At 59.5% G+C, this 15935-nt stretch carries 17 protein-coding genes; 12 read left to right on the plus strand and 5 right to left on the minus strand.

Features of this window, described 5'->3' with window-relative positions; all coding sequences use genetic code 11:
- Positions 1-53 precede the first annotated feature (53 nt).
- The 3 genes from AD665_RS12620 to AD665_RS12630 are packed head-to-tail and all read right to left on the minus strand — an operon-like array spanning position 54 to position 3637.
- A complete protein-coding gene (locus AD665_RS12620; RefSeq protein ID WP_053192323.1) occupies positions 54-635 on the minus strand; it encodes a cob(I)yrinic acid a,c-diamide adenosyltransferase in 582 nt (193 codons plus the stop codon).
- A gap of 2 nt (positions 636-637) precedes the next feature.
- Positions 638-2674 (minus strand): sensor histidine kinase, encoded by a 2037-nt coding sequence (locus AD665_RS12625; RefSeq protein WP_053192325.1) that lies wholly within the window; start codon positions 2672-2674, stop codon positions 638-640.
- Between the two features lie 45 nt (positions 2675-2719).
- Positions 2720-3637 carry a putative 2-dehydropantoate 2-reductase gene (locus AD665_RS12630; RefSeq protein ID WP_053192498.1) on the minus strand — a complete coding sequence of 306 codons (918 nt, stop codon included), beginning with the start codon at positions 3635-3637 and terminating at the stop codon, positions 2720-2722.
- Positions 3638-3780: 143 nt separating this feature from the next.
- Here AD665_RS12630 and AD665_RS12635 point away from each other — a divergent pair, with 143 nt between their 5' ends.
- On the plus strand, positions 3781-4266 hold the full coding sequence (locus AD665_RS12635) for a YajQ family cyclic di-GMP-binding protein (protein WP_024776466.1): 486 nt from the start codon (positions 3781-3783) through the stop codon (positions 4264-4266).
- An 85-nt stretch (positions 4267-4351) separates the two neighbouring features.
- Entirely contained in the window at positions 4352-5194 is an 843-nt protein-coding gene (locus tag AD665_RS12640; protein WP_053192327.1) for a mechanosensitive ion channel family protein, read from the plus strand.
- A gap of 163 nt (positions 5195-5357) precedes the next feature.
- Here AD665_RS12640 and AD665_RS12645 read toward each other — a convergent pair whose 3' ends face one another.
- Positions 5358-6620, minus strand: a complete 1263-nt coding sequence (locus AD665_RS12645) for an OprD family porin (RefSeq protein ID WP_024776468.1) — start codon at positions 6618-6620, stop codon at positions 5358-5360.
- Between the two features lie 864 nt (positions 6621-7484).
- Here AD665_RS12645 and AD665_RS12650 point away from each other — a divergent pair.
- Together AD665_RS12650 and AD665_RS12655 are read left to right on the plus strand one after the other, a co-directional pair.
- Positions 7485-7910 carry an HIT domain-containing protein gene (locus tag AD665_RS12650; protein WP_024776469.1) on the plus strand — a complete coding sequence of 142 codons (426 nt, stop codon included), beginning with the start codon at positions 7485-7487 and terminating at the stop codon, positions 7908-7910.
- Positions 7911-7913: 3 nt separating this feature from the next.
- Positions 7914-8120: a SlyX family protein gene (locus tag AD665_RS12655; RefSeq protein ID WP_024776470.1), complete on the plus strand. Its 207-nt coding sequence runs from the start codon at positions 7914-7916 to the stop codon at positions 8118-8120.
- A 71-nt stretch (positions 8121-8191) separates the two neighbouring features.
- Here the strand turns inward: AD665_RS12655 and AD665_RS28015 are convergent, their stop codons facing one another.
- Positions 8192-8797, minus strand: a complete 606-nt coding sequence (locus AD665_RS28015; RefSeq protein WP_024776471.1) for a cold-shock protein — start codon at positions 8795-8797, stop codon at positions 8192-8194.
- Positions 8798-9197: 400 nt separating this feature from the next.
- Between AD665_RS28015 and AD665_RS12665 the strand changes: the two genes are divergently transcribed.
- The 8 genes from AD665_RS12665 (at position 9198) to ruvB (ending at position 15864) form a co-directional block, all read left to right on the plus strand.
- Positions 9198-9671, plus strand: a complete 474-nt coding sequence (locus tag AD665_RS12665) for a Dps family protein (protein WP_024776472.1) — start codon at positions 9198-9200, stop codon at positions 9669-9671.
- A gap of 269 nt (positions 9672-9940) precedes the next feature.
- Positions 9941-10291 carry a ribbon-helix-helix domain-containing protein gene (locus AD665_RS12670; protein ID WP_024776473.1) on the plus strand — a complete coding sequence of 117 codons (351 nt, stop codon included), beginning with the start codon at positions 9941-9943 and terminating at the stop codon, positions 10289-10291.
- Between the two features lie 181 nt (positions 10292-10472).
- Positions 10473-10694, plus strand: coding sequence for an FmdB family zinc ribbon protein (locus tag AD665_RS12675; protein ID WP_024776474.1), 222 nt, complete (start codon positions 10473-10475; stop codon positions 10692-10694).
- 75 nt (positions 10695-10769) lie between these two features.
- Positions 10770-12545, plus strand: a complete 1776-nt coding sequence (gene aspS, locus AD665_RS12680) for an aspartate--tRNA ligase (RefSeq protein ID WP_053192329.1) — start codon at positions 10770-10772, stop codon at positions 12543-12545.
- A 118-nt stretch (positions 12546-12663) separates the two neighbouring features.
- The gene (locus AD665_RS12685) at positions 12664-13410 is read left to right on the plus strand and encodes a YebC/PmpR family DNA-binding transcriptional regulator (RefSeq protein ID WP_024776476.1); all 747 of its coding nucleotides are present in this window, start codon (positions 12664-12666) and stop codon (positions 13408-13410) included.
- Between the two features lie 144 nt (positions 13411-13554).
- The gene (gene ruvC / locus AD665_RS12690) at positions 13555-14079 is read left to right on the plus strand and encodes a crossover junction endodeoxyribonuclease RuvC (protein ID WP_024776477.1); all 525 of its coding nucleotides are present in this window, start codon (positions 13555-13557) and stop codon (positions 14077-14079) included.
- A gap of 114 nt (positions 14080-14193) precedes the next feature.
- Positions 14194-14802, plus strand: a complete 609-nt coding sequence (gene ruvA, locus AD665_RS12695) for a Holliday junction branch migration protein RuvA (protein ID WP_024779454.1) — start codon at positions 14194-14196, stop codon at positions 14800-14802.
- Positions 14803-15864 (plus strand): Holliday junction branch migration DNA helicase RuvB, encoded by a 1062-nt coding sequence (gene ruvB, locus AD665_RS12700; RefSeq protein WP_053192332.1) that lies wholly within the window; start codon positions 14803-14805, stop codon positions 15862-15864.
- Positions 15865-15935: the final 71 nt, after the last annotated feature.

Genomic DNA, 15935 nt, shown 5'->3' on the forward strand with positions numbered 1-15935 from the left:
CGATCAGCTATGGGAGCGAGCCTGCTCGCGATGGCGTCCTCACAGACGACGGATCACTCCCCAGGCTTGGCCGCCGCCACCCAAAGCACCTCCGCCACCCCCTGGTGCCGGGCAATCAGCCGTGCCGCCACGAACAACAGATCCGATAACCGATTGATATAGGCCAATCCTGGCCCGGCCAGCGGCTCGACGGCGTTCAATTGCTGGCAACGGCGTTCGGCGCCACGGGCCAGGCTACGGCAGACGTGGGCCTGGGCCACCAGAATCGAGCCGCCGGGCAGGATGAAGTTCTCCAGCGGCCCCAGCTCCTCATTCCACAGATCGATCGCCGCTTCCAGTCGCTCGACTTCCTCTGTGGTCAGTGCCTGATAGGCCGGCATCGCCAGTTCTCCGCCGAGGTCGAACAATCGATGCTGACAGGGCGCCAACACTTCGATGATCTCCCTTAGCGCCGGGTATCGGCTCGCCTCATCGGCGAGCCCCGCCAGCAGCAATCCCAGTTGGCTGTTCAGGCTATCGACTTCGCCGATGGCCTCGACCCGCGGGTGGTCCTTAGCCACACGACGACCATCGCCCAACCCGGTTTCACCCTTGTCGCCGGTGCGGGTGTAAATCTTCGACAGGCGAAAGCCCATGCTCAGCGCTCCAGTTGCTTGTGTTCTTGGGGCATCATCGAAATGCCCGCCAGGGGCAGGCGCAAGGTAAAGCAGGTGCCTTGGCCCGGCGCCGACTGCACTTCCATCTGGCCCTTGTGATTGTTGGTGATGATGAAATACGACACCGACAGCCCCAGGCCCGTGCCCTGGCCGATTTCCTTGGTAGTGAAGAAGGGCTCGAAGGTGCGTTTGCGCACGTTCTCGCTCATGCCGATGCCGTTGTCCTCGACCTGGATTTCCGCCCACGGTGGGTTCAGTCGCGTACGCAGGATAATCCGGCCGGGCTCGCTGTCGTCCTGGCGTTGATGGATGGCCTGGGCAGCATTCTTGAGCAGGTTGAGCAGCACCTGCTCCAATTCGTTTGCTGTGCCGGGTACCGGGCCCAGGTTCGGGTCGAACTGACGGATGATCGCCTGGCCCTTGAAATCGAAGCCGATCGCCAGGTCGAAGTCGTTGCCGGCGATCTCCACCGCCTGGTCGATCAGGGCCGGCAGGTCGCAGGGCGCCATTTGTCGGGTGCTGCGACGGCTGAAACTGAGCATGTGGGTAACGATTTTTGCCGCCCGGGTGCCGGCCTGCTGGATGCCATCGAGCAACCGCGGGATGTCCCGGCCCTGGAGGTATTGATTGACCACCTGCAGCTCGATGCCAAGCTGCTCGGCCTGTTCCAGGTTCTTGGGCAGTTCCGGTGACAGGCGTCGACGGATGTTCTGCACGTTGTGCAGGATCGCTCCCAGTGGATTGTTGATCTCATGGGCCATGCCCGCCGCGAGGCCGCCGACCGAGAGCATTTTTTCCGACTGCACCATCATTTCTTCCAGCGACAGGCGCTGGGTGATGTCATCGATCCTGATCACCACCCCGCGCCCGGCGCCCCCCATCAGCGGGTAGAAGGTCAGGGCGTAGTGCCGCGCTTCATCGTCCTTGGTCCAGGTGACGCGTTCGATCTTGGCCACCGTGTGCTGCTCGACCGTTTGCTTGAGCTGCGGCAGGTACGGCTTGAGGGGTTCGAACGCAAGGAAGATCGGCTGGTTCAGGGCCTCGTCCAACCGGGTGCCGGAAAGGGCGCTGGCCTCCTGGTTCCATTGGGTGACGTAGAGCTGCTCGTCGAGGGCGATCAGGGCCGACGGCATGGAGTCGATGATACTGTTGAGATAGTTCTGGAAGCCGGTGAGCTTTTTCTCGATCTTGCTGCGCACCTGGACTTCGAGCTCCAGTTTGCGGTTGGTGTGCCGGGTCTCTTCCGCCAGGCCCTGAGCCTGATCATAGGCCGCCTGGGAGTCGTCCCGGGCACGCTTGAGCTGCTGCTCTCGGGCCTCGATCCGTGACAGCATGGTGTTGAAGGCCTCGGCCAGGCTGCCGATTTCGTCGTGGTTGCCGCGGGCGGCGCGCAGGGAATAATTTTCCTCACGGGTGACCTGGCGTGACAGTTCTTCCAGTTGATGAATCGGCCGGGTGATCAGGCGTTTGATCTGCTGGGCAATGACCAGCCACAGCAGCACGCTGAAAATCAGGATGCCGAGGCTGGCGGTCAGGGTGCCGGTGTAGAACGCCGCTGGAAGTTCACTGCTGGCGACCAGTAGCAGGTGGCCTGGCGCCGTACCGGGGCGGGGAAGGGTAATGACCTGGTTACTGCGAAACTCACCGGCCTGCCAGGCCTGCACGCTACTGAAGTGATCCGGCAGCTTGAGCTTCGCACCCTGTTGCAGTTGCGCCAGGCGCTCGCCCTCGCCGTCATACAGCGCCGCCGCCCGCAGCGGGGCGTAGCTGTTGAGTTCGTCGAGCAGGCGCTTGGCGCTTTGCGGCGATTGCAGGGCATCGGAGATCAGGCTCGGATTGGCGATCAGCCGACCGATGGTCTGCAGGGCCTGGGGGGCCATGCTTTCCTGGGAAATGTAATAGGCGGCGCTGATAAAGGTCAGGTTGGCGACCAGTAACACGGTGGTCAACAACACCAGCAGGGCGGCCAATAGTTTCTGGCCGACTGGCAGGTTTTCAAGGCGCTGGCGCAATGGCATCAGATTCGTCGCTGAAAAGGAACACGAGGCCAGCGTAGCCGCTGCTCAGTCGCTGGGCAATCCGAGGTTGTTCAAGTGACCGATCAGCCGCTGGCGCAGTTGCTCCAGGTGCGGTACCGCCAGCTCGTGCCGCCGGGCGACCTTGCAGGCGTGGCCGAGCAGGTAGCTGATTTCGGTGCGACGCTTGTTGGCGACATCCTGGTGCATCGAGGAATAGTTGGCCGCCGTGGCCTGGATTACCCGTTCGACTTCCGGCTGCAAGTCTTCAGCCGCAGCGGGCTGGCCGCAGCGTTCGAGCAGATCGGTGAGTTCCGCGCACAGCGTTGCCACTTCGCAGCGATGCTCCTGCAAGCCGCCATTCTTGCAGTGATAAAGCACGGTCAGCGGGTTGATCGCGCAGTTGAGCGCCAGTTTTCGCCAGAGCCGGGTGAGGATGTCCGCGCTCCATTCGTGGGGGATGCCGGCGGCGCTCAGGTCGTCCAACCAGAACGGCGCCACGGGATGGGCGGGGTCACCCAGCCAGGTGTAGCCGTGACCGGCGAACACCACGCGCCAGTCACCGTCGCGGAACGCACCTTCGGTGCTGGAGGCGCTGATGCATCGGGCCTGGGGCGCGCGGTTCGCCACCGCGTCCTGGCTGCCGAGGCCATTTTGCAACAGGATCAGTTCCGAGTCGGCGTCCAGGCGATGGGCCACGGAGGCCACCGCCGCTTCCGCGTCATAGGCCTTGCAGGCCAGCAGCAGGCGCCTGATCGGCTCGGGAGCGTCAGCTGTTTCGCCCGGTACCGGGTAGCACTGCGGCTGGCCCTGTTCCACCAATGTCAGGCCTCCGGCGCTCCGATAGTCCTGCAACCGGCCTTCATCGCGCAGCACCAGCCGCACCGGCAGACCGGCCCGAGCCAGGCGCGCGGCCCATAATGTGCCGAGACTGCCGGCCCCCAGGACATGCCAGGTGGTAGGCATCAGCTTTTTACTCGGTTTGGTGCGGGCATCTTGGGGGCTCACAGTATCGGCTGGAAAAGACTCGTTATAATGAGCGCGATTTTAACCACAAGCCAAGCGCGCGCCTTTATCACGGGGGCGCCTTTTTTATTGGAGAACTCTACATGCCTTCATTCGACGTGGTATCCGAACTGGACAAGCACGAAGCCACCAACGCGGTTGAAAACGCCATCAAGGAACTCGACCGTCGTTATGACCTCAAGGGCAAGGGCAGCTTCGAGTTCAAGGAGAAGGACCTGACCGTCAACCTGACCGCCGAAGCCGAGTTCCAGCTCGAGGCGATGATCGAAATCCTCAAGCTTGCGTTGGTCAAGCGCAAGATCGATGTGCAATGCCTTGAGATCAAGGATGCCTATGCCTCGGGCAAGGTGATGAAACAGGAAGCGGTGCTCAAGGAAGGCATCGACAAGGAGCTGGCAAAGAAGATTGTCGCTCATATCAAGGATGCCAAGCTCAAGGTACAGGCTGCCATCCAGGGCGAGCAGGTGCGGGTTACCGGCAAGAAGCGCGACGACCTGCAGGAAGCCATCGCGGCACTGCGCGCCAAGGAATTCGGTATGCCGCTACAGTTCAATAACTTCCGCGACTGACAGGACGTCAGGCTGTTCAGGAATAAGGTGGTGAGGGGGCAGGCTCCCTCGCCACATTCGTGCTTATGGTAATAAGGAGAGTCGAATGGACTTGAATGCAGAAGTGGATCATTTGATCAAAACCTCCCAGGCCGCGATACCAATGGTCATGGAGTACGGCAGCCGAGTGCTGCTGGCGGTCATCACCCTGGCCATCGGCTGGTGGTTGATCAACAAGGTCACGAAAAAACTGGGTGCGCTGCTGGCCCTGCGTAATGCTGACCTGGCGCTGCAAGGGTTTATCAGTACCCTGGTCAATGTCATCCTGAAGATACTGTTGGCGATTAGCGTTGCCTCGATGATCGGCGTGGAAACCACCTCGTTCGTCGCCGCCATCGGTGCGGCGAGCTTGGCAATCGGCTTGGCATTGCAGGGCAGCCTGGCAAACTTCGCCGGCGGCGTGCTGATCCTGCTGTTCCGTCCCTTCCGTATCGGTGACTGGATCGAAGCCCAAGGTGTCGCCGGCACGGTAGACAGTATCCAGATCTTCCATACCGTGCTGCGCACCGGTGACAACAAGACGGTGATCGTGCCTAACGGCAACCTGTCGAACGGCATCATCACCAACACCAATCGTCAGCCGACCCGCAAAGTGGTGTTCGATGTGGGGGTGGATTACCAGGCAGATCTGCAAGAAGCCCGGCAGGTGTTGCTGGATCTGGCGAAGGATGAGCGGGTGCTTAGCGACCCGGCTCCTCAAGCTGTGATTTCCACACTCGGTGACAGTTCGATCACGGTGTCTTTGCGGGTATGGGTCAAGACGGCGGACTACTGGGATGTAATGTTCATGTTCAACGAACAATCCCGTGACCGGTTGAAAGCGGCGGGTATTGATATTCCGTTTCCGCAGCGGGTGATTCGGGTTGTTCAGGAAGAGACGGCGCGATAACGAGCTCGGATATAACCTGTCGCTGGGGTCAAGCTGTATTTAGTTAGCTTGCTATTTATGAGGTTGCGTTGCCTGTTTTTATCGGGCGCATAAAAAAACCGCTCACCTGGATCAGGTGAGCGGTTTTTGTTTATTGCGGTGTAGCTATCAACTCAGCACTGAATTACAAGATGCTCAGTGGATATTCGACAATAACGCGGAAGTCGTTGTTGTCGTTGCCATTGATACCGTTGTAAGAAGTGTTGGCACGATAGAACGCACTACGCAGACGGAAAGACAGGTCTTTCGCTGGTCCGCTTTGCATAACGTACTTGGTTTCGAAATCCAGCTCGTGCTCTTTACCTTCGTCGGCACCAGTGGAAATGTTGTCACCCTTGACGTAACGGGTCATGAAGCTCAGGCCAGGAACGCCATAGGTTTTCATGTTCAGGTCGTAGCGAGCCTGCCAGGAACGCTCGTCTTCGCCGTTGAAGTCGGAGTACTGGATGGAGTTGGCGAGGAAAATGGTGCCGTTACCGTCAGCGCCATAGACATAACCGCTGGAACCGGTGGAGCGCTGGTGAGCCAGGGTAAATTTATGAGCACCAATGCTATAAGCTGCTGCGAGCGACCAAATACGGTTATCAACGTCACCGCTGAGTTTCTGACCTTGGTCTTTGCTGTCGTAGCCGTTGAAGTCGAAGTTAAGGGACTGATCTTCGTTGATCGGCAGAGTGTAGTTCAGGTTGAGGTATTTCTTCTTGTAGTTGTCTTCAACGTCGGAAGCCGCTACACCTGCTACAAAATTGTCAGTGAACTGGTAGGTTGCGCCAGCAATGTCAGCGGACTTCAGGCCGGTGCCATTGATGCTGTCGTGACCCATGTGGTTCTGCCCGCTGATCGCGGTGAAGTGACCAGCGCTCAGTTCCAGACCTTTGATTTCCTTACTGGTGATCAAAGTGCCAGTAGCAACTTCTGGCAGCAAGCGGCTGTCGTCAGTGGAGAGGACAGGGCTGGCAACGTACTGGCTACCATATTTCAGGACAGTGTCGGACAGACGGAACTTGACCGCGCCGCCAGCGATGGATTGGGTGTCTTCCGGACGGCCGTCGCTATCGGAACCGAACATGCCATTACCGGTGCGGCCACGGCCGCTGTCCAGTTTGACCATGCCATTGGCCAGAGCGTCTATACCGAAACCAACAGTACCTTGGGTGAAGCCGGACTCGTAAGTCGCGCGAGCGGCAAGACCGCTCTCTTCACGATAGCTTTGAGCGGTACTGGGGTTGTTCTTGAAGTCACGGTTCATGTACAGGGCACGGGTCAGAACTTTCAGGCTCTGATCTTCAAAAAAGCCCTTGGACTCGTCCTGGGAAGACGCCACTGCGAACTGCGAAACGCTGGCCGATACAGCCAGTGCGATCATGCTCCACTTCATCACGCGCATCGTGATTTGCTCCTTTGGTTTTTAGAAGAGTACTGCCGTCCCACCTGTTTTTTATCTGGGCGGCTCTTTCTTTTTGTGCCGGCGCAAACTTATATCACGCCGACCCTATTGGCGATACTTGCCCATCCAACCTTTCAGCTTCTTTACGACCATGTCGCCAATGGCTCGATCCATGTCGTAATGGGGCTGCTCCGACGCAATCGGGTTTCGCAACTTGAATGTTGCTTGTCTTTCTTCGGCGTCGGCGTAAAGAGTCCTTCGTTACTGCGCTTGAAGCTCCTGAGGGCAACCTTGCCACTTTATTCTTAAGCCAGCAGGTTTTCGTTCCGACGATTCCCTGAAGGCGATGTCCGGGAGGAATGCAACAAGCATGCACAAACCCGAATTTTGTTCACATTTTTTTCACACTCTTCTGTTTGACGCGGTGAAACCTCATGAAACCGGGGCCCAAAGGCCTTGTTTTAAATAGGGTTGACTGCTGTACCGCTATCGTGTTTGAAACCTGTAAACAGCCCGCGACAACAAAAAACGTTACCGGTTCACCCTGTCGGTGGGTAAATCCCGGATGCTTCGTGCATTTAGCGTAGACGCTTTGTGCAGTTTTGGTGCAAAAAAAACTTCGTCAATCGCCCGAGGCTGGTGTTTCGAAGAATTCCGAGGCTGCTGCTCGCGGATTCCGGGGCGGCCGGTGCGCCAAATGGGTGCGCCAACCGCCCGCCCTCAAGAAGATCGGTCCCGAAAACAGGCATGGCAGTCAAGCCTGGAAGGGTATGCAGTGAACGTTCGCCTATTCGCGGGTATGCTGCGAATACCTGATAAGCGCCCAAGCCGGGCAGCCCCCATAACGAGCCAGGAGTACCGGCAGTGTTTGTTTTAGATCCACGACTGCAACAGGACACACTGCCCATTGGCGATTTCCCGCTGTGCCGGTTGCTGTTGTCCAATGATTCGAATTACCCGTGGTTCATTCTTGTACCAAGACGGGAAGATATCAGTGAGTTGTTTCAGCTCGATGACGTTGATCAACGCCAGCTGTGGAAAGAGACCACCGCGCTGGCCGAAATTCTCAAGGACTCCTTTGACGCCGACAAATTGAACGTTGCGGCGTTGGGTAACGTCGTCAGCCAGTTACACATGCATGTCATCGTGCGCAGGCATGAGGATGCGGCCTGGCCGTCGCCGGTCTGGGGCAGGCACCCGGCCCGGCCTTATAATGAACAGCAGGTGACAGCCATTCGCGAGCGGTTACGGATGGCCCTGACCGATGATTTCAAGTTTATGGAGGGTTGAACCGTGGATCTTGAGGCGCGTGTTACCGATCTGGAAACTCGCCTGGCATTTCAGGATGACACCATCCAGGCGTTGAATGATGTGTTGGTGGAGCAGCAGCGAGTCGTCGAGCGTTTGCAGCTGCAGATGACGGCATTGCTCAAGCGGCAGGAGGAAATGGCTGGGCAGTTTGAATCCGTCGAGGAAGAGGCGCCGCCCCCACATTACTGATCAGCCTGCGACAAGTCATAAAAAAAACCGCGATGCAGCCTGGCTGCTCGCGGTTCTTTTCATGCCTGGGATCAGCGTCGCGGCAGTGCGGCGATGACGTCTTCGGCTTGCAGGCCTTTGTCGCGGTGCATCACGGAAAACTCCACGCGCTGGCCTTCGACCAGTACGCGATGACCTTCGCCGCGGATGGCCCGGAAATGCACGAAAATGTCATCGCCGGAGTCGCGGGAGATAAAGCCGAAGCCCTTGGAGGTGTTGAACCACTTCACAGTGCCGGTATCGCGGTTGGACATGTCGTAGTTCTGGGGCGCGGCAGACGGCGACGACTTCTTGTAGAAGCTGACGGCCAGGTGCAGTGCCACGGCCAGCAGCGCCGCTGTGAGACTGAACAGGACGGCCGGTTGACCGCCGATTTCCGGCATCGGAGCCAGCAGGCTCAGGGTTTGCAGGGCGACGGCCAGCACCAGCAGTACGCTGACCAGGTTTTGCAGTTGATGACGAGGTCCTTTGTGCCAGTAAGGAATGACAGGTGCGAGGGTCAGGTTGAGCAGGCCGAAGAAGGCCAGGTAAAGCGCATCGGGATGTTGCAGGTAAGGTGTTGCTTCGGAACCCAGGCTAGGGATGAAGGACAGCAGCAGGGCAGCTGCGCCCATTAGCAAGTGGACGATTTTCAACATTTTGATTGGCTCACGGTTAAGACGGATCACAAGGAAGAGCTGGTCGGGGACGGTTCGCTTCAGAACAATGAGAGGCGCTGGACACGTACCCGAATCAGCCTATGCGCCACACCCGGGAAAATAGGCGTAGCGACACACTGCCTATTTAACAGCAAAGCCCAGGCCTTCTCAAACTCGTAACAGGTGCGTGCCGCGCTGTTCGTCGGCCGGAGAGCTGCACGCCTGATCGCGATGGCGGCGGATCAGCAATACCTTCAGCAACTGACAGACCGCCATCGCGAGCGGGCTCGCTTGTATGGTAGGACTTGAAGGGAGGAGGAGGGCTGGCGATTTGTCGCAGGCTACTGGCGACAACACCCGCTACGCTGTGGAATTCATCACCGTCAGGAGATCAACCAACATGGCAATTGATATCGGAATCAGTGAAGAAGATCGCAAGTCCATCGTCGACGGGCTTTCACGTCTGTTGTCGGACACTTACGTGCTGTATCTCAAGACCCACAACTTTCACTGGAACGTCACAGGGCCGATGTTTCGGACCCTGCACCTGATGTTCGAGGAGCAATACAATGAACTGGCGCTGGCGGTGGATCTGATTGCCGAGCGCATTCGTGCGCTCGGCTTTCCCGCGCCAGGTGCTTATTCGGTGTATGCACGCTTGTCTTCCATCAAGGAAGAGGAGGGTGTGCCCAGTGCCGAAGACATGATCCGGCAACTGGTCGACGGTCAGGAAGCGGTGACGCGTACGGCTCGTGGCATCTTCCCCCTGCTGGACAAGGTCAGCGATGAACCGACCGCCGACCTGCTGACTCAGCGCATGCAGGTTCACGAAAAGACCGCGTGGATGCTGCGCTCTCTGCTGGACGAACGGTAAGCCTCTGGCGGGCGATGGTGGGGGCTGTGACCGTCATCGCCCGTATGTCGCAGTCGTTGGTTCCTTGTATCGGGCTTTCCGATGAGTAGTGCGCCTGCTGTTGGTGTAACCCATCGTGTGTAGGACGGAGTAATTCATCGTCCGTCTGCTGTTGGCTTGTCCTACGTTGCCGGTCAAGAAGTCATCTGGATCTGGCAACTCCGTTGAGCTTCCATAGGGCACCAGTTGTCCTGACTGAGAGGTTCGTATGGCAAAGGAGTGTCGACGGTATGATTCAAGGAAAAGAACCGAGGGAGGGGGCGCAGTCCATCGCTATCGACCCGTTCGTCAGTGGGTTCGATATGCAGCTGGCCCGGCCCTTGTCCCGATCCATCCGTTTGAACGGGTTCGCCACCTGTCTTCGGCTGGAACGGGTCTATTGGGAAATTCTCGGTGACATGGCCCAGCTCAACAACTGTTCCATCAACACGCTGTTGTCCCATGTCGACAGGGAGGTGCACTTGCGCCATGGCGGGGTCCGCAATTTCAGCGGTCTGGTGCGTGTTGTCTGCGTGGTGCACAGTTTGAAAGAGGCCGGTATGGAGGTCGTGCAGCGTCACTGGCGTGAGACCCCGCAGTGACTCGGCGGGGCCGCTAGGTGTCTTGGGCAGCCTTGGGGGCTTCCAGATTCGTTTCCCCATTACATGGGAAACGAATGGAGAACGCCCCTACGGCTGCACAGGCTGCATTTAATGGATATAATCCCGCTCTTTGCCGCAAAGCCCAGCTTTTGCGCGATTAACCTGATCGCCGAGACAATCCATGCCGATGTACGACTATCAATGTGCTTCCTGTGGTCATCAGATGGAAGCCATCCAAAAGATCAGCGAAGCACCGCTGGTCGACTGCCCTGCCTGCCAGGCGCCGGAACTGAAAAAAATGCTGTCCATGCCGGGCTTCCGCCTCGGCGGTACGGGCTGGTATGAAACCGACTTCAAGACCGGCGCCAAGAAGAACCTCGCCGGTGGCGACAAAGCTGACTGAGATGAATACGTGCGGGTTCTTGCATGGGCAGGGCCTCCAACCGAATGTCGAATTACGAGAAGTGAAACCACTACCATGATGCGCAGCCATTATTGCGGCCAACTGAACGAAAGCCTGGAAGGTCAGGAAGTTACTCTTTGCGGATGGGTCCATCGTCGCCGTGACCATGGCGGGGTGATTTTCCTCGATATCCGTGATCGTGAAGGCCTGGCCCAGGTGGTGTTCGATCCGGACCGTGCTGAAACCTTCGCCACCGCCGACCGCGTGCGCAGCGAATACGTGGTCAAGATCACCGGCAAGGTGCGCCTGCGTCCGGCCGGTGCCGGCAATGCCAACATGGCGTCCGGCATGATCGAAGTGCTGGGCCATGAGCTGGAAGTGCTCAACGAAGCGGAAACCCCGCCGTTCCCGCTCAACGAGTTTTCCGACGTGGGCGAAGAAACCCGCCTGCGCTATCGCTTCATCGACCTGCGTCGTCCGGAAATGGCCGAGAAGCTGCGCCTGCGTTCGCGCATGACCACCAGCATCCGTCGCTACCTGGACGAGAACGGCTTCCTCGACGTCGAGACGCCGATCCTGACCCGCGCCACGCCGGAAGGCGCCCGCGACTACCTGGTGCCGAGCCGTACCCACCCCGGCAGCTTCTTCGCCCTGCCGCAATCGCCGCAGTTGTTCAAGCAACTGCTGATGGTGGCCGGCTTCGACCGTTACTACCAGATCGCCAAGTGCTTCCGCGACGAAGACCTGCGTGCCGACCGTCAGCCTGAGTTCACTCAGATCGACATCGAGACCAGCTTCCTCGACGAAAAAGACATCATGGGCCTGACCGAAGGCATGATCCGCAACCTGTTCAAGGAAGTGCTGGGTCTGGAATTCGGTGATTTCCCGCACATGACCTGGGACGAGGCCATGCGCCGCTACGGTTCCGACAAGCCGGACCTGCGTATCCCGCTGGAACTGGTGGACGTGGCCGACCAGCTCAAGGACGTCGAATTCAAGGTTTTCAGCGGTCCGGCCAACGATCCGAAATGCCGCGTAGCCGCCTTGCGTGTGCCGGGTGCGGCGAGCATGCCGCGCAGCAAGATCGACGACTACACCAAGTTTGTCGGCATCTACGGTGCCAAGGGCCTGGCGTACATCAAGGTCAACGAGCGCGCCAAAGGCGTCGAAGGCCTGCAATCGCCAATCGTCAAGAATATCCCTGAGGCCAACCTGAATGTGATCCTCGATCGCGTCGGCGCGGTCGATGGCGACATCGTGTTCTTCGGCGCCGACAAGGCCAAGATCGTCAGCGAAGCCCTGGGTGCGTTGCGGATCAAGGTCGGTCACGATCTCGAGCTGCTGACTTGCGAATGGGCGCCGTTGTGGGTCGTTGACTTCCCGATGTTCGAAGAGAACGAGGATGGCAGCTTCACCGCGTTGCATCACCCGTTCACCGCGCCGAAGTGCACGCCGCAAGAGCTGGAAGCCAACCCGGCTACCGCTTTGTCGCGGGCCTACGACATGGTCCTGAACGGCACCGAGCTGGGTGGCGGTTCGATCCGTATCCACCGCAAGGACATGCAACAGGCGGTGTTCCGCCTGCTGGGCATCGACGAAGCGGAACAGGAAGAGAAATTCGGCTTCCTGCTCGACGCCCTGAAGTTCGGTGCACCACCCCACGGTGGCCTGGCCTTCGGTCTGGATCGCCTGGTGATGCTGATGACCGGCGCCCAGTCGATTCGTGAGGTGATCGCATTCCCGAAAACCCAGAGCGCGGCCGATGTCATGACCCAGGCTCCGGGGGCGGTGGATGCCAAGGCGCTGCGCGAGCTGCATATCCGTCTGCGTGAACAGCCAAAGGCTGAGTAAGGCTGACACCTGAAGGCGCATCTTCGGATGCGCCTTTTCGTTGGTGTCGATATTTCTGCTTGTCTGCCACTGCGCGAGCGCAGGGCGGGCAACGTTTCAAGAAGAACCGGAGCGAGTTATGGCAGGTCATTCCAAGTGGGCGAACATCAAGCACCGCAAAGAACGTCAGGATGCCAAGAGGGGCAAGATCTTTACCAAGTGGATCCGTGAACTGACGGTCGCGGCCCGCCAGGGTGGCGGCGATCCGGGGTCCAACCCGCGTCTGCGCCTGGCTCTGGACAAGGCGCTCGGCGCCAACATGAGCCGCGACATCATTGACCGGGCCATTGCCCGTGGCGCTGGTGCGACCGAGGCCGACAACGTTGAAGAGCTGACCTACGAAGGGTATGGCCCGGGTGGCGTGGCGGTGATGGTCGAATGCATGACCGACAACCGTAACCGCACCGCGGCGGCCGTGCGTCACGCCTTCAGCAAATGCGGTGGCAACCTCGGCACCGACGGTTCGGTGGCTTATCTGTTCGAGCGCAAGGGGCAGATCAGCTTCGCGCCGGGCCTCGACGAAGACGCTCTGACGGAAGCCGCTCTGGAAGCCGACGCCGATGACGTGGTCAGTCATGAAGACGGCTCCTTCGACGTGTTCACGTCGTTCGCCAGCTTCTATTCGGTGCGCAACGCCATGGAGGCCGCAGGTTTCAAGCCGGCCGACGCGGAAATCGTCATGCAGCCGACCACCAGCGCCGAACTGGATCTTGAAGGCGCCGAGAAAGTGCTCAAGCTGATCGACATGCTCGAGGACCTGGATGACGTGCAAAACGTCTATTCCAATGCCGATATTCCGGAGTCAGTGGCTGAACAGCTGGGCTGACTCGTCGTCGCCGTTCTGAATGTGGGAGCGAGCCTGCTCGCGATAGCGGTCGTCCAGTTTGCAAAAAAGTTGCAGGAGGATCGCCATCGCGAGCAGGCTCGCTCCCACAGGTTCAAATAATTCCATCTTCAAGCCGCAGGCGTTATGACTTTAATCCTTGGCATCGACCCCGGTTCGCGCATTACCGGCTACGGCGTGGTTCGCGACACCGGACGCGGCTGTGTGTATGTCGCGTCCGGCTGCATCCGCACCGGGGCAGGTGAGTTGCATGAGCGCCTGCAGATCGTTTATCGCGGCGTGCGCGAAGTCATCCAGACCTACGGTCCGGTCACCATGGGCATCGAAAAGGTGTTCATGGCGCGCAACGCCGATTCTGCCTTGAAGCTGGGACAGGCCCGTGGCGCGGCGATTGTTGCCGGTGCCGAGGAAAGCCTGGAGATCGCCGAGTACACCGCGACCCAGGTCAAGCAGGCGGTCGTCGGAACGGGGGCGGCAAACAAGGAACAGGTGCAAATGATGGTGATGCACCTGTTGAAGCTGGTCAGCAAGCCGCAGATTGACGCCTCCGACGCCTTGGCCATTGCCATTTGCCATGCCCATACCCGCTCAAGCCTGTTGCCTCACGGCCTGGGAACCGCACGCAGTCGTGGCGGGCGCCTGCGTCTCTGATAGCATCAGCGCACTCATTCATCAGCCCGAGTCTGTAGCGCCTGTGTCGCCGGCCTTCATGCCCGGGCTCTTATTCGCCAGCCAGCGGCTGGCCAACGCCCAAGGATCTGAAACGTGATTGGACGCTTGCGCGGCACTCTGGCGGAAAAACAGCCGCCGCATCTGATTCTGGATGTAAATGGTCTTGGCTATGAGCTGGAAGTGCCCATGACTACGCTGTATCGCTTGCCGTCGGTCGGTGAGCCGCTGACGTTGCACACCCATTTGGTCGTGCGCGAGGATGCGCAGTTACTCTATGGCTTTGTCGGCAAGCGTGAGCGGGATTTCTTCCGTGAGTTGATCCGCCTCAATGGCGTCGGCCCGAAACTGGCCCTGGCCTTGATGTCGAGCCTGGAAGTCGACGAACTGGTGCGTTGCGTGCAATCCCAGGACACCTCGGCCCTGACCAAGGTGCCAGGTGTCGGCAAGAAAACCGCCGAACGCCTGCTGGTGGAACTCAAGGACCGCTTCAAGGCCTGGGAAGCGGTGCCAGCCATGTTCGCGCTGGTGCCGAACCAGCCGGATGCGCCGGTGCCGGCGGCCAGTGCCGAGAACGACGCGGTCACTGCGCTGATTTCCCTGGGCTACAAGCCGCAGGAAGCCAGCAAGGCGATTTCCGCCATCAAGGAAAAAGGCTTGAGTACTGAAGACATGATTCGTCGTGCCCTGAAGGGAATGATCTAAGTGATTGAAGCTGACCGTCTGATCGCCGCCACGGGTGCGCCCCGTGACCGCGAGGAAGTCCAGGACCGTGCGATTCGCCCCGTCAGCCTGGCCGATTACATCGGCCAGCCGACCGTGCGCGAGCAGATGGAGTTGTTCATCCAGGCGGCCCGGGGGCGTAGCGAGTCGCTGGACCACACCTTGATCTTCGGCCCGCCGGGCCTGGGCAAGACCACCCTGGCCAACATCATTGCCCAGGAAATGGGCGTGTCGATCAAGAGTACATCCGGTCCGGTCCTTGAGCGTCCGGGCGACCTGGCGGCATTGTTGACCAATCTCGAACCCCATGACGTGCTGTTCATCGACGAAATCCATCGGCTGTCGCCGATTGTCGAGGAAGTGCTGTATCCGGCCATGGAAGATTTCCAGCTCGACATCATGATTGGCGAAGGTCCGGCGGCGCGTTCCATCAAGCTGGATCTGCCGCCCTTCACCCTAGTGGGCGCCACCACCCGTGCCGGCATGCTCACCAACCCGCTGCGCGACCGTTTCGGTATCGTCCAGCGCCTGGAGTTCTACAGCAACGCGGACCTGGCCACGATCGTCAGCCGTTCGGCGGGCATCCTCGGATTGCCGCTGGACCCGGATGGCGCGTTTGAAGTGGCGCGTCGGGCCCGGGGTACGCCGCGGATCGCCAACCGCTTGCTGCGCCGGGTCCGGGATTTTGCCGAGGTCCGGGCCAAGGGTCACATCACCAAGCCGATTGCCGACCTGGCGTTGAACCTGTTGGATATCGACGAGCGTGGCTTCGACCACCAGGACCGGCGCCTGCTGCTGACCATGATCGAGAAGTTCGACGGTGGCCCGGTGGGCGTGGACAGCCTGGCCGCGGCCATCAGCGAAGAGCGCCACACTATCGAGGATGTACTGGAGCCGTATCTGATCCAGCAGGGCTACATCATGCGCACCCCTCGCGGACGGGTGGTGACGCGCCATGCTTACCTGCACTTCGGCTTAAACATCCCGACACGAATGGGCGAGATGCCGGTGGTAGACGAATTCATCGATGCCGTGGACGATTGAACGACTTCTGTGCGGCGACTTTTTTCCGGATTGTGCTGTCCCAGACGACGTCCGGAGCGTCTATGCACTCG

Origin of the sequence: Pseudomonas corrugata (assembly GCF_001269905.1) — a bacterium.
GTDB lineage: Bacteria > Pseudomonadota > Gammaproteobacteria > Pseudomonadales > Pseudomonadaceae > Aquipseudomonas > Aquipseudomonas corrugata.